The sequence below is a fragment of the Cystobacter fuscus genome, from assembly GCF_044360685.1.
Classification (GTDB): domain Bacteria; phylum Myxococcota; class Myxococcia; order Myxococcales; family Myxococcaceae; genus Cystobacter; species Cystobacter fuscus_C.
Genome location: NZ_CP043491.1, coordinates 8,893,081 through 8,907,270 on the forward strand (window position 1 = coordinate 8,893,081; position 14,190 = coordinate 8,907,270).

The 14,190-nt window shown below is 70.7% G+C and carries 8 protein-coding genes; all 8 read left to right on the forward strand.

The window, feature by feature from the left end; genetic code table 11:
* Positions 1-3: 3 nt before the first annotated feature.
* The 8 genes from dhbC to F0U63_RS36510 all read left to right on the forward strand — a co-directional run bounded on the left by dhbC (position 4) and on the right by F0U63_RS36510 (position 14,189).
* Positions 4-1,221 carry an isochorismate synthase DhbC gene (dhbC, locus tag F0U63_RS36475; RefSeq protein WP_395837367.1) on the forward strand — a complete coding sequence of 406 codons (1,218 nt, stop codon included), beginning with the start codon at positions 4-6 and terminating at the stop codon, positions 1,219-1,221.
* A complete protein-coding gene (locus F0U63_RS36480; RefSeq protein WP_395837369.1) occupies positions 1,218-2,855 on the forward strand; it encodes a (2,3-dihydroxybenzoyl)adenylate synthase in 1,638 nt (545 codons plus the stop codon). The genes dhbC and F0U63_RS36480 overlap by 4 nt, the downstream gene beginning before the upstream one ends.
* Before the next feature lie 56 nt (positions 2,856-2,911).
* The gene (locus F0U63_RS36485) at positions 2,912-3,811 is read left to right on the forward strand and encodes an isochorismatase family protein (protein ID WP_395837371.1); all 900 of its coding nucleotides are present in this window, start codon (positions 2,912-2,914) and stop codon (positions 3,809-3,811) included.
* Positions 3,812-3,863: 52 nt separating this feature from the next.
* Complete coding sequence (mxcG, locus tag F0U63_RS36490; RefSeq protein ID WP_395837373.1) at positions 3,864-8,234, forward strand: myxochelin non-ribosomal peptide synthetase MxcG; 4,371 nt, start codon at positions 3,864-3,866, stop codon at positions 8,232-8,234.
* Between the two features lie 50 nt (positions 8,235-8,284).
* Positions 8,285-9,571: a 3-deoxy-7-phosphoheptulonate synthase class II gene (locus F0U63_RS36495; RefSeq protein ID WP_395837375.1), complete on the forward strand. Its 1,287-nt coding sequence runs from the start codon at positions 8,285-8,287 to the stop codon at positions 9,569-9,571.
* Between the two features lie 58 nt (positions 9,572-9,629).
* Positions 9,630-12,107 carry a TonB-dependent siderophore myxochelin receptor MxcH gene (mxcH, locus tag F0U63_RS36500; RefSeq protein ID WP_395837377.1) on the forward strand — a complete coding sequence of 826 codons (2,478 nt, stop codon included), beginning with the start codon at positions 9,630-9,632 and terminating at the stop codon, positions 12,105-12,107.
* Positions 12,108-12,140: 33 nt separating this feature from the next.
* On the forward strand, positions 12,141-13,355 hold the full coding sequence (locus F0U63_RS36505; RefSeq protein WP_395837379.1) for an MxcI protein: 1,215 nt from the start codon (positions 12,141-12,143) through the stop codon (positions 13,353-13,355).
* Between the two features lie 81 nt (positions 13,356-13,436).
* The gene (locus F0U63_RS36510) at positions 13,437-14,189 is read left to right on the forward strand and encodes a MotA/TolQ/ExbB proton channel family protein (protein WP_395837381.1); all 753 of its coding nucleotides are present in this window, start codon (positions 13,437-13,439) and stop codon (positions 14,187-14,189) included.
* Position 14,190 lies beyond the last annotated feature (1 nt).

Genomic DNA, 14,190 nt, shown 5'->3' on the forward strand with positions numbered 1-14,190 from the left:
CCCATGTCCGAACGTCCCATGGCCCAGACGCTGGCGACCCAACTGCTCGACAGCTACGAAGCGGGTTCCTCGTTCTTCTTCGCCTCGCCCAAGCGCACCCTGCTCACGCGCGGCACCTTCGCCACCGTGCCGCCCCTGGAGGGCCCGGACGCGCTCCAGCGCCTGCCCGAGCACGTGACCCGGGTGCTCAACGACGCGCGCAACGCCGGGCATGACATCCCCGTGGTGGTGGGCGCGGTGCCCTTCGACGGCTCGCTGTCCTCGCACCTGGTGGTGCCCATGACGTTCCAGCGCGGCGGGCCCCTCTCGTTCGACACGGCCTCGCCCGCGCGCCCCTCCTCCACCGCGCGCTACACGGTGCGCCCCGTGCCCGAGCCCGCCGCCTACCTGCACGGCGTCGCCCAGGCCCTGGAGCTCATGCGCAGCAGCCCCCTGCGCAAGGTCGTCCTCTCGCGCTCGCTGCACCTGGACACCCCCACGCCCATCGACCTGACCCAGCTCTTGCGCAACCTCGCCCAGCGCAACACCGCGGGCTACACCTTCGCGGTGGACCTGCCCGCCCAGCCCGGCGCCTCCGGTGGCCGCCGCACGCTCATCGGCGCCAGCCCCGAGCTGCTCGTGTCCCGCTCCGGACTCCAGGTGCTCGCCAATCCGCTCGCGGGCTCGGCCGCGCGCAGCGCCGATCCCGTCGAGGACCAGCGGCGCGCCTCCGCCCTGATGGCCTCCCCGAAGGATCTCCACGAGCACGCGGTGGTGATCGACGCGGTGGCCGAGGCCCTGCGCCCCTACTGCAAGACGCTGGACGTGCCCGCGGGCCCCTCGCTCATCCACACGCCCACCATGTGGCACCTGTCCAGCCGCATCAGCGGCGAGCTGAAGGATCCCTCCATCTCCTCGCTCACCCTGGCCGCGGCGATGCACCCCACGCCCGCGGTGTGCGGCTTCCCGACCCGGCTGGCGCACGAGGCCATCGGCTCCATCGAGCCGTTCGATCGCGGTTTCTACACGGGCACGGTGGGCTGGTGCGACGCGACGGGTGACGGGCAGTGGGCGGTGACCATCCGCTGCGCCGAGGCCGACGAGCGCACGCTGCGGCTCTTCGCGGGTGCGGGCATCGTGGTCGGCTCCACGCCCGAGTCCGAGCTGGCCGAGACCGAGGCGAAGTTCCGCACCATGCTCCAGGCCATGGGGCTCGGGCAGGGCGCCGAGGTGCAGCCGTGAGCGGGGCCGGAAAGGACCTCCTGCCGGGCTTCACCCCGTGGCCCGAGGAGTTCGCCGCGCGCTACCGCGAGGCGGGCTACTGGCGCGGCGAGACGTTCGGTCAGTTGCTCCGGGATCGCGCCACGCGCCACCCCGAGCGCACGGCACTCGTCGCCGGGACGCAGCGCCTGAGCTACCGGGAGCTCGACACCCGCGTGGATCAGCTCGCCGCCGGGTTCCACGCCCTGGGCATCCGCCCGAGGGATCGCGTGGTGGTGCAGCTGCCCAACATCGGCGCGTTCCTCGAGGTGGTTTTCGCGCTGTTCCGCCTGGGCGCGCTGCCCGTGTTCGCGCTGCCCGCGCACCGCCACGCGGAGATCAGCTACTTCTGCGAGTTCACCGAAGCCGTCGCCTACATCATCCCCGACAAGCACTCGGGCTTCGACTACCGCACGCTGGCCGAGCAGGTGCGCGGCTCGGTGCCCACGCTGCGGCAGGTGATCGTCGTGGGAGACGCGGGTCCGTTCCAGGCGCTGAGCGGGCTGTACGCCGAGCCCATGGCGCTGTCCGGCCCGGCTCCGGGCGACGTGGCGTTCTTCCAGCTCTCGGGCGGAAGCACGGGCGTGCCCAAGCTCATTCCGCGCACGCACGACGACTACATCTACAGCCTGCGGGGCAGCGTGGAGATCTGCCAGCTCGACGGGCAGAGCGTGTACCTGTGCGCGCTGCCCGCCTCGCACAACTTCCCGCTCAGCTCGCCGGGCACGCTCGGCACGCTGTACGCGGGCGGCACGGTGGTGATGGCGCTCAACCCCAGCCCCGACGAGGCCTTCCCCCTCATCGCCCGCGAGAAGGTGACGATCACCGCGCTCGTGCCCCCGCTGGCGATGATCTGGCTGGAGGCCGCCCAGGCGCGCCGGCACGACCTGTCGAGTCTGCGGGTGCTCCAGGTGGGCGGGGCCCGGCTCAGCGACGAGGCCGCGAAGCGGGTGCGCCCCACCATCGGGTGCACGCTGCAGCAGGTGTTCGGCATGGCCGAGGGTCTGGTCAACTACACCCGGCTGGACGACGACGAGGAGCGCATCTCCACCACGCAGGGCCGGCCCATCTCCCCCGCCGATGAAATCCGCGTGGTGGACGATGAGGATCGCGACGTCGCTCCGGGCGAGACGGGCCACCTGCTGACGCGCGGCCCCTACACCATCCGGGGCTATTACAAGGCCGAGGTCCACAACGCGCGGGCCTTCACCTCCGACGGCTTCTACCGCACGGGAGATCTCGTGCGAGTCACCGCCCAGGGAGACCTGGTGGTGGAAGGACGCGCGAAGGATCAGATCAACCGGGGCGGGGACAAGGTCGCGGCCGAGGAGGTGGAGAACCACCTGCTGGCGCACCCCGCGGTGCACAACGTGGCGGTGGTCGCCATGCCGGACACGTTCCTCGGTGAGCGCACCTGCGCGTTCATCATCCCGCGCGAGAAGACGCCCCCCACCCCCGCCGCGCTCAACGCCTTCCTGCGCTCGCGCGGACTGGCGGCCTTCAAGATTCCGGACCGCATCGAGTTCGTCGACTCGTTCCCCCAGACCGGCGTGGGCAAGGTCAGCAAGAAGGACCTGCGCGGAGCGCTCGCCGCCCGCCTGGGCCCGAGGACCTAGCTTCAAGACACGCTCTTCTTCCCCCCTTCCTCTTTCGAGTCTCCAGGAGTCACGTCATGGCCCTTCCCGCCATTGCCCCCTACACCCTGCCCACCGCGGCCGAGCTGCCACAGAACAAGGTGTCGTGGACACCCGATCCCAAGCGCGCGGTGCTGTTGATCCACGACATGCAGAACCACTTCGTGAAGGCCTTCACGGCCGGCCAGTCGCCAGTGACGGAGCTGGTGGCGAACATCCAGCGGCTGCGCCAGCACTGCGCCGCGCTGGGCATCCCCGTGGTGTATTCCGCCCAGCCGGGCGGGCAGAGCATCGAGCAGCGCGGCCTGCTGCTGGACTTCTGGGGCATGGGCATCGCCGCCGGTCCCGGCCCGGAGCAGATCATCGACGCGCTGAAGCCCGCCGAGGGCGACATCCACCTCACCAAGTGGCGCTACAGCGCGTTCCGCCGCACGGGGCTGATGGACCTGCTGAAGGAGAAGGGCCGCGATCAGCTCATCATCACCGGCATCTACGCCCACATCGGCTGCCTGCAGACGGCGAGCGATGGCTTCATGAGCGAGATCCAGCCGTTCCTCGTTGCCGATGCCCTCGGGGACTTCTCCCGCGAGCAGCACCTGATGGCGCTCAACTACGCGGCGAAGCTGTGCGCCGTCACCACCGTCACGGACCGGGTCATCGAGATGCTGGGGCCGGTGGGCGCGGGGGCGTTCACCCCCCAGAGCGTCCGCGAGGAGGTCGCCGAGCTGTTGGTCCAGCCGCCCTCGGAGCTCGGTGAGGACGAGAACCTGCTCGACCGGGGACTCGACTCCATCCGCATCATGAGCCTGGTGGAGCGCTGGAGGCGCAAGGGCGCGGAGATCACTTTCGTGGAGCTGGCCGAGCGGCCGACGCTGACCGACTGGTACGCGCTGCTGGCCTCGGGTTCGCGCCCGCCCGAGTCAGTGACGACGCGCTGATCCCCGCTCCCCCCACCGCGCCGGGCGCCTTTCTCCACCCGAGGACCGAATCATGAGTGACACCCAGAAGGTCATCCTGCCGCTGTCCGCGGCACAGCACGGAATCTGGTCGGGCCAGCAGTTCGACCTCCAGAGCGCCGTGTACAACGCGGGCGAGTGCATCGAGATCCAGGGGCCCGTGGATGCGGCCCTCTTCGAGGCCGCGGTGCGCCAGACGGTGGGAGAGGCCGAGGCCCTGCACATGCGCTTCGTGCCCGGCGCCGAGGGGCCCGTCCAGGTGGCCGAGCTGTCCTCGGACTGGGAGCTGCACCGGATCGATCTGCGCGGCACCCGGGATCCCTGGGCGGCGGCGCTCGAGTGGATGTGGGCCGACCTCTCCCGGCCGGTCGATCTCCGCCAGGGTCCGCTCTTCACCCAGGCGCTCTTCCAGGCCGCGCCCGATCGCTTCTTCTGGTTCCAGCGCGTCCACCACGTCGCCATGGATGGCTTCGGCTTCTCGTTGCTCGCGCGGCGGGTGGCCGACCTGTACACCGCGAAGGTGTCGGGACGTCCCGCCCCCGAGGGCTTCCGCCGCCTGGGTCCGGTGGTGGAGGAGGACGCCGCCTATCGCAACGGGCCGCAGTACGAGCTCGACCGGGCCTTCTGGATGGAGCGCCTGGCCGATCGGCCCACGCCGGTGACCCTGGCCCGGCCCGAGCCCATGTCGCCCCGCTTCGTCCGCCAGACGCGTCACCTGGAGAAGGGTGAAGCGGAGCGACTCCAGGAGGCGGCACGCAAGGAGGGCCTGGGTTGGCCGGATCTGGTGCTCGCCGCCACGGCGGCCTGGATGCACCAGAAGACGGGAGCGCCGGAGGTGGTGCTCGGCCTGCCGGTGATGTCGCGGCTCGGCTCGGCCGCGCTGCGCGTGCCGTGCATGGCGATGAACATCGTGCCGCTGCGTGTGCCGGTGCGGCCGGAGCAGGGACTGTTCGAGCTGGCCCGGGGCGTGGCGGCGGAGATGCGCGCCATCCGGCCCCACCTGCGCTACCGCTACGAGCAGCTGCGCCGGGACCTGAAGATGGTGGGCGGACAGCGCCGGCTGTTCGGCCCGGTGGTCAACATCATGCCGTTCGACTACGGCCTGCGCTTCGCGGGCATGCCGGGGATCGCGCACAACATCTCCGCCGGCCCCGTGGAGGATCTCTCCATCGGCGTGTACGCCCGCGCCGATGGCGGTGGACCGCGGATCGACTTCGACGCCAACCCCGCCTGCTACGGCGCCGACGAGCTGGATGCCCACCAGCGCGGCTTCCTCCAGGTGCTGGCCACGCTGAGCGCGGCCCCCCAACAGCCCCTCTCCCAACTCCTACCCCTGGCCTCGTCCACGCACGCGGGCCACGCGCCAGAGAACACGGAGGCCACCACCGCTGGAACATCCGCCCTCATCGCGGGCGAGCCGCTGCCGTGCGCCCCGCGCCCGGTGCTGGAGATGCTCACCGAGCGCGCCCGTGAGCAACCGGACGCGGTGGCGGTGGAGCACGGGCCGTACCGCATGAGCTACCGCGAGCTGCTCGAGGCGTCCCGGGCGCTCGGGGAGCGGCTCGTCGCGGAAGGCGCGCGGCCCGACGCCCCCGTGGCGGTGATGGTGCCCCGGAGCATCGACGCGATCGTGGCGAGCCTCGGCGTGCTGTTCGCTGGCGCGGGCTATCTGCCGCTCGATCCCTTCGGGCCGTCGGCCCGGACGGTGTCGATCCTCGAGGACGCCGCGCCCGCGCTGATTGTCACCACCACCAAGACGCCGGAGCCCAAGGCCGGGCCGGTGCCTCCAGGTGGTCTGGCCGTGCGGCGCAACGACAAGCCCTCGCGCGAGCCGTCCCCGTCCACGCCGCGGAGCGAGGAGGAGCGCCTCGCGTATGTCATCTACACCTCGGGCTCGACGGGACAGCCCAACGGCGTGCAGATCACCCGGGGCGCGCTGGCCCACTTCGTGGCGGGAGCGACCGCGCGCTATGGCGTGCGCCGCGAGGACCGGGTGCTGCAATTCGCCCCGCTGCACTTCGACGCCAGCGTGGAGGAGCTCTTCCTGACCCTGTGCGCCGGCGCGAGGCTGGTGCTGCGCACCGACGAGATGCTCCAGTCCGTGCCCCGGCTGCTCGACGCCTGCACCGCCGCCGGCATCACCGTGTTGGATCTGCCCACGGCTTTCTGGCACGAGCTGGCCTACAGCGTCTCCACGGGCGGGCTCGCGCTGCCGTCCTCCGTGCGCACGGTCATCATCGGCGGAGAGGCCGCGCTGCCCGAGCGCGTCGCCCGCTGGCGCACCGCCGTGGGCTCCGGCGTGCAACTGCTCAACACCTACGGCCCCACCGAGGCCACCGTGGTGGCCACCGTCGCCACGCTCAGCGGTCCCCAGGCGGACGTGGCCTCCGACGAGGTGCCCATCGGCCGTCCGCTGCCGGGAGTGAGCGCGGTACTGCTCGACAAGAATGGGCGGCCCGCCGCTCCGGGCGCCGAGGGCGAGCTGTACCTGCTGGGAGGTGGCCTCGCTCGCGGCTACCTGGGACGACCGGAGCTGGAAGCGGCGCGCTTCACGGTGCTCGGGCAACTGCCCGGCCGACCGCGGGCCTACCGCACCGGCGACACGGCCCGGCTGCGCGAGGACGGACAGTTGGTGTTCGTCGGCCGCGTGGATGACGAGTTCAAGATCAGCGGACACCGGATCGACCCGGCCGAGATCGAGACCGTGCTGCTCGGCCTGCCGGGGGTGAAGGACGCGGCGGTGGTGGGGCAGATCCTTCCGGGAGGCACGCGGCGGTTGTGCGCACACGTCGTCGCCACCTCGCCCGCGCCCACGGCGGCGGAGCTGCGCCGTCACCTGCTGGGAGCCCTGCCCGCGCCCATGGTGCCGGGCGCCTTCGTCTTCTCCGAGCGGCTGCCGCGCACCTCGAATGGCAAGGTGGACCGCGCCGAGCTGCGCCGGAAGATGGCCACCGAGGGAAGCACGACGTCCGCCGACGCGGCCACCGATCTGGAGCGGGAGATCCTCGCCATCTGGGAGCAGGTGCTGGGCGTGAGTGGGGTGACGGCCCAGGACGACTTCTTCGAGCTGGGCGGACAATCGCTGCAGAGCATCCAGGTGGCCAACCGGCTCGGCGTGGCGCTGGGCCGCGAGGTGCCCGTCGCCACGGTGTTCCGCCATCCGACCGCCGCGGGCCTGGCGCAGGCGCTGGAGCACGGCTCGGGCACTCAGGCCCAGGCCGGTGGCCTCACCGCCGCCATGCTCGCCGACGCCGAGCTGCCCGAGGAGATCGTCCCCAAGGCGCTCGCGCACGACAAGAACCCCGTGTCCCAGGCGCCGCCGCGGCAGGTTCTGCTGACGGGCGCCACCGGCTTCGTCGGCGCGCACCTGCTCGATCAGTTGCTGCGCCAGACGCACGCGCGGATCGTCTGCCTGGTCCGGGCCCGGGACGAGGCCCAGGCGATGGAGCGCATCCGCACGGCGCTGGTGGGCCAGGGGCTCGCCACGGACGGTCTCGCCGAGCGGGTGCTCGCGCTGCCGGCGGACCTGAGCCAGCCCTGGCTGGGCCTGGGCGCCACGCGCTTCCACGGCCTGGCCGCCGAGTGCGACGTCGTCTACCACAACGCCGCGGTGGTCAGCGTCGTGCGCGAGTACGGCAGCCTGAAGGCGGTGAACGTGGGCGGCACGCGCGAGCTGTTGCGGCTGGCCGCCGCCGTGCGGCCCAAGCCCCTGCACTACGTCTCGACGCTCGCGGTGGCGCCCCCGTCCAACCTCCAGTCCGAGGTCCCCGAGGACTTCGTCCCCGCCCATCCGGGACTGCTCGACGGCTACCAGCGCAGCAAGTGGATCGCCGAGAGACTCGTGCAGCAGGCCGGCGAGCGCGGTCTGCCGGTGGCCGTCTACCGCCTGGGCCGCGTGGTGGGCGCGTCCAGCACGGGCATCGTCAATCCGCAGGACCTGGTCTGGCGCATCCTGCTAGCCGGCATCCCCGCGGGCGTGCTTCCCCAGATGGACGTCCACGAGACGTGGACCCCGGTGGACTACGTGGCGCGCGCCATCGTGCGCCTGTCCCTGGTGTCCCGGACCGGGCCGGTGTTCAACCTCGCCCCCCACCCGGACGTGCGCTTGAGCGACGTGTTCCAGTGGGTGCGCGAGTACGGCTACCGGGTGGACACGTGCCCCCTTCCCGAGTGGAGGGAGCGCCTCGCCCGGCGCGCGGACAGCGCGGACAACAGCGCCACGATGGCGTTCTTCGATCTGCGCGCGGGCTCACCCGATGCGACCTTCGGCCTGGGGCGTATCCGTTGCGAACAGTTGACCCGAAGCCTCGCCGATAGCGGTGTCTCCTGCCCTTCCCCCGACCGTGCCCTGATGGACCGCTATCTGAATGACTGCGTGGCACGGGGACTGCTGCCACGACCATGAATCCCTCGTCCTCTTCATCCCGTTCTCACCCTGGTAATGGCGCTCCTGTGATGAATCGAAATTGGACCCCTCGTTCCTGGCGGGACAGGCCCCTCAAGCACATGCCCACCGACTATCCGAATCCCCGCGCCCTGGCCCGGGTCGAGGAGGAGATGTCCCGGCTGCCCTCGCTGGTGTCCGCCGAGGAGACCCGCCGGCTGAGGGACGCGCTCGGCCGGGTCGCCGAGGGCAAGGCGATCCTCCTGCAGGGCGGTGACTGCGCGGAGAGCTTCAAGGAGTTCTCGCCCGACAACATCCGCGGCACCCTGCGGCTGCTGCTCCGGATGGCGGTGGCGCTCACGTTCGCGGGAGGCCGTCCGGTGGTGCGCGTCGGCCGCATCGCGGGTCAGTTCGCCAAGCCGCGCTCCAGCCCCGTGGAGACCCGGGACGGCGTCACCCTGCCCGCCTACCGCGGTGACAACATCAACGGCATGGCGTTCACGCTCGCCGAGCGCACGCCGGACCCCGAGCGCCTGCTGCTCGCCTGGCGGCAATGCGCGGACACGATGGACATCGTGCGCGCCTTCATCCGGGAGCACCATGCGGATCTGGAGGCGATCCAGCGCTGGGGAAGCGCGCACCCCGAGCGGCAGGACCCGAGCCTGGATCCGCGCGACTTCTACACCAGCCACGAGGCGCTGCTGCTCAACGTGGAGGAGGCCCAGACGCGCCTCGATCCCTCCACGGGCGGTTGGTTCGACGCCTCGGCCCACATGCTGTGGATCGGCGAGCGGACGCGGCAGCTCGACGGGGGCCACGTGGAGTTCATGCGCGGCATCCAGAATCCCATCGGCCTCAAGTGCGGGCCCACGATGGAGCCGGAAGATCTGCTGCGGCTGATGGACGTGCTCAACCCCCAGGGCATCCCCGGCAAGCTGACGCTCATTGGCCGCTTCGGCGCGGACAAGATCGCCGAGCGCCTGCCCCGGCTCATGGCCGCGACCCGCCGCGACGGCCGCCCCGTCGTCTGGGCCACGGACCCGATGCACGGCAACACCCTGCAGGCGGGCAATGGCTACAAGACGCGGCCCTTCGACCGCATCCTCTCGGAGGTGCGCGGCTTCATCCAGGTCGCCTCCGCCGAGGGCGTCCACCCCGGCGGCTTCCACCTAGAGATGACGGGACAGGACGTCACCGAGTGCCTGGGCGGCTCGTGCGAGGTGACCGAGAGCGATCTCCCCCTGCGCTACCACACCCACTGTGATCCCCGGCTCAACGCCGATCAGGCCCTCCAGCTCGCCTTCCTCGTGGCCGAACACCTCCGCGCCCTCCCCGCCCCTCGCGCCCAGGCCGCTTGAGCCCCCAACCTCCTTGACACCGCCCCGGATCACGCCTAACACCGCCCCGAAAATGAGAATGAGAACCATTTTCATATTCCGCCCGTGGAGCGGAACGGTACGGGGCGTGGGGTTGGCGCTGCTGGTGGCGGGGTTGTTGGGGACGGGCGTGTCCCGGGCACAGGAAGCGCCGGCGGCGCCCGCGCTCGAGGCGCCGAGGCTGAAGGAGTCCGCCGAGGCCACCTATCCGCCCCAGGCGCTGGAGGAGCGGCTGGAGGCGAAGGTCGTCCTGCGGCTGACGCTGGACGCGGAGGGCCAGGTCACCCAGGCGGAGGTGGTGGGGCCCGCCGGGCACGGCTTCGACGAGGCGGCGCAAGAGGCGGCGCTGCGCATGCGCTTCGAGCCGGCGCGGCGCAACGGGACGCCGATGCCCTCGCGCATCCTTTATACCTACGAATTCCAACCGCCTCCGGAGCCCACCCCGCCGGCGCCGCCACCGCCCGCGGGCTCGGACGAGCCCATCGAGGTCACGGTCCAGGGGCCTTCCGAGGGCGAGCGCCGGCGCCGGTCCGCCGAATCGGTCCAGGTGTTGGACACGGAGAACATCCAGCGCGAGGCGGCCGACCTGGGCGAGGCGCTATCGCGCACCGAGGGCGTGAGCGTGCGCCGCTCGGGAGGACTCGGCAGCCGGGCGCGCTTCTCGCTCGCCGGACTCACGGACGAGCAGATCCGCTTCTTCGTGGATGGGGTGCCGCTGGAGCTGGCGGGCTATGGGCCGGAGCTCGCCAACGTGCCCGTCAACCTCGTGCAGCGGGTGGAGATCTACCAGGGCGTCGTGCCCATCCGCTTCGGGAGCGACGCGCTCGGAGGCGCCGTCCAGCTCGTCACGGACCAGGAGGTGCGCGGAACGGGAGTGGCCGCTTCGTATGAGCTGGGCTCCTACGACACGCACCGGCTCACGGTGAGCGCGCGGCACCTGCACGCGCCGAGCGGCCTGTTCCTCCGGGCCAACGCCTTTCTCGATCGCACCCGGAATGACTATCCCGTGAGCGCCGAGGTCTCCGATCTCCGCGGGCACACCGAACTGCGTCGGGTCTACCGCTTCCATGATGCCTATGGGGCCACGGGGGCCAGCGTCGAAGCGGGCTTCGTGAACAAGCCCTGGGCCCGGCGCCTGATGCTGCGCGCCTTCGTGAACGGGAACGACAAGGAGTTGCAGAACAGCATCGGCATGAAGGTGCCCTACGGGGATGTGACCAGTGGGGAGAACTCCTTCGGCTCCACCCTGCGCTACGAGCAGCTCTTCCCCGAGCGGTTCTCGGTGGATGCGGTCGCGGGCTACGTCTCACGGCGCACGCGGCTGGATGACCTCGGCACGTGCGCCTATAACTGGTTGGGAAGCTGCGTCTTCCAGGATGAGACCCTGTCCGGAGAGCTGCTCGGGCGGCCCATCGAGCGGCGCGTGCACCAGCACACCGGTTTCGCGCGGCTCACCTTCGGATGGACCCCCTCGGCGGCGCACACGCTCCGCCTGTCGCTCGCGCCCACCGCGGTGAGCCGCACGGGCGAGGATCTCCAGTTGCGCGCCCTGGGGCAGGTGGATCCCCTCACGGCGGATCGCCGCCTGCTCTCCCTGGTCAGCGGTCTGGAGTACACGCTCGGCGCCCTGGGCGACCGCCTGGAGAACATCGTCTTCCTCAAGGACTACATCCAGGTGGCGGATGCGCAGCGGCTGATGCCCGATGACTCCTTCGTTCCCATCGGGCGGAGCATGCATGGCGTGGGCGTGGGTGACGGCGTCCGCCTGCGCCTGCTCCGGGAGCTGTCCGCGAAGGCTTCCTATGAGTACGCCACCCGCCAGCCCCGCCCGGATGAGATCTTCGGAGATGGCGTCCTCATCACCGACAACCTGGACCTGAATCCCGAGCGCAGCCACAACTTCAATCTCGAGTTCGCGCTGGATGCGCCGGACACCCGCGCGGGCGCGTTCCGGGCCAGCGTGGTGGGCTTCGGCCGGCTGGCGGATCAACTCATCGTCCTCGTGGGCCGGGAGAGCTACTTCACCTATCAGAACGTGTTCTCGGCGCGCTCCCTGGGGGCCGCGGGCACGGCCGGGTGGACGTCTCCGGGGCAGTACCTCACCCTGGATGGCAACGTCACCTGGCAGGACTTCCGCAATACCTCGCGCGAAGGAGCCTTCAGTGCCTTCACGGGCCGGCGCATTCCCAACCGTCCCTACCTGCAAGCCAATGGCACCGCCCGCCTCCAGGCCAGTGGCTTGATGAATGCCCGGGACGAGCTGTCCCTCACGTGGCACGTGCGCTACGTCCACACCTTCTCCCGTGCATGGGAGGGCGTGGGCATCACGAACCCCAAGCTGCAGATTCCCTCGCAGTTCATCCAATCCCTGGCGCTTTCCTATGTCACCCGGGCCTGGGATTGGACGATGAGCTGGACGGTCGACGCGCAGAACCTGACCGACACGCTCGCGTATGACTTCTACGGTGTGCAACGCCCCGGGCGAAGCATCTTCGCCAAGCTCACCGTGGAGCACTGACTCCTGATTTCAACCCGCAGAAAGGCAGCCCCCATGAACCGAACCCCTCTCTTCCGTTCCTCACGCCTCGCCGCCACGGCGCTCTCCCTGTCCCTTCTCGCGGGCTGCGATCCGGAGCCCACCCCCCCGGCCCCCACCGACCCCAACGGGCCGCGGTATGCCCTCGTCACCCAGGTCCTCACGGCCGATGAGCCCACCAGCTACATCGTCGTGACGAACAAGGTGGACCAGGCCGCGGCGCTCTCGCTAGACAACGCCATCCAGGTTCCCGGCCGCGCGCTGGGCGTGGGCATTGGCAAGTCGGGTTCGATCTTCGTGGGCGTGGACGAGGGCTCCAAGCTCACGCGCTACACGCTGTCGGACAACGGCACGCTGCAGGAGAACGGCACCGTCAGCTTCGATGCCTACGGCGTGAAGACGATCGGCGAGTACCAGGGCAACTTCCAGTTCGTCTCGCCGACCAAGGCCTATTACTTCGACGGCACGTCCTCGCAGGCCATCGTCTGGAACCCCACCGACATGTCCGTCACCAAGGCCATCAAGCTCGAAGGCCTGAGCATCGCGGGCTCGAGCATCATCTTCTCGCCCTCGCCCGTGCAGCGTGCCAACCAGGTCATCATGCCGGTGGGCTGGCGCGTGGGCCCCACCGTCACCAAGATGGCGGGCGTCGTCTCCATCGATACGCGGACCGACACGGCCACCATCGTGAAGGACGAGCGGTGCGGCTACGTGCACAGCTCCGTGCTCGGTGCCGACGGACAGGTGTACCTCGCGACGGAGGTGTATGGCTCGGCGGCGCATCGCCTGGGCCCCGACAACAACCCGGCGCCCTGCCTGCTCAAGTTCAACCCGGACACGCTCCAGTTCGACCCCTCCTTCTACAAGGATCTGAACTCGCTGGCGGGCGGCGCCGTCACGGGCGCCCTGCTCCCGGGCCCCCAGGGCACGACGTACGTGCGCGTGCTGGATGAGAGCATTCCCCCCCAGTCGTCGTTCAGCAGCGCCCGCGTCCTCGCGAGCGGCGCCGGCTGGCAGTGGTGGAAGGTGGACACCACCACCTGGACCGCGACGAAGCAGGACGCCTTCCCGGCCACCACGGGCAGCACCTTCTTCTACGAGGCGGACAATCAGATCCTCTACTCCGAGTTCGTCGAGGGCTCCTCGACGACCCTGCACCTGCTGGGGGACAACGGCAAGCCCACGGTGAGCACCCTGGGCCTGGCCTTCTCCTTCCTGCAGTTGCGCTAGTCCCCTCCCGCTCGGGACTAGGGTAGAACCCCGTTTCCCCAGAGCCCCCCACGCGAGCCTTGAAGGCGAAGGACGACGAAGATGCCTATCGTTGAAATCATCAAGAACGTCTTCGTGCAGTGGGGGGCCAACTGGGTGTTGTGGTTGCTGTTCGCCCTGTCCCTGGGCAGCTTCGGTGTCATCGTCGAGCGCTGGCTCGTCTTCCGCGGCAAGCAGGACGGCCTGCGCGAGCTGACCCAGACGCTCGAGTCGTCGCTGGCCAGCGGGGACTTCCCCGGAGCGCTCAAGAAGCTCGAGGGGCGCACGTCCCTGGGCGCGATGGTGGCCCGCGCCGGGCTGCGGCTCGCTCCCCGCGGGCTGATGGCCGCCGACAAGGGCATGCAGAGCGCGCTGGCCATCGAGCGCTCCGTCCTGGAGAACCGGCTGGCCTACCTGGGCACGCTGGGCAACAACGCCCCCTTCGTGGGGCTGTTCGGCACCGTCATCGGCGTGCTGCTGGCCTTCGAGGCGCTGGGCCACGCGCCGAGCGGTGCGGGCGGCCACACCCCCCAGGTCGCCTCCAACGCCGTCATGGCCGCCATCGCCGAGGCCCTGGTGGCCACCGCCGTGGGCATCGGCGTCGCCCTGCCCGCGGTCGCCGCCTACAACTACTTCCAGCGGCGCATCACCCGCATGCTCGCGGACGCCGAGGCCCTCACCAACCTCGTGCTGGCCTACCTGTCCGCCCGCGAGCGGGGCAGCGCCGGAGGCGAGCGCGCCGAGGAGGACACCCCCACGGACGTGCCGCTCCAGGCCAGCGCCCGCGAGCCCAAGCACGCGCGAGGGGTGGTGTAGC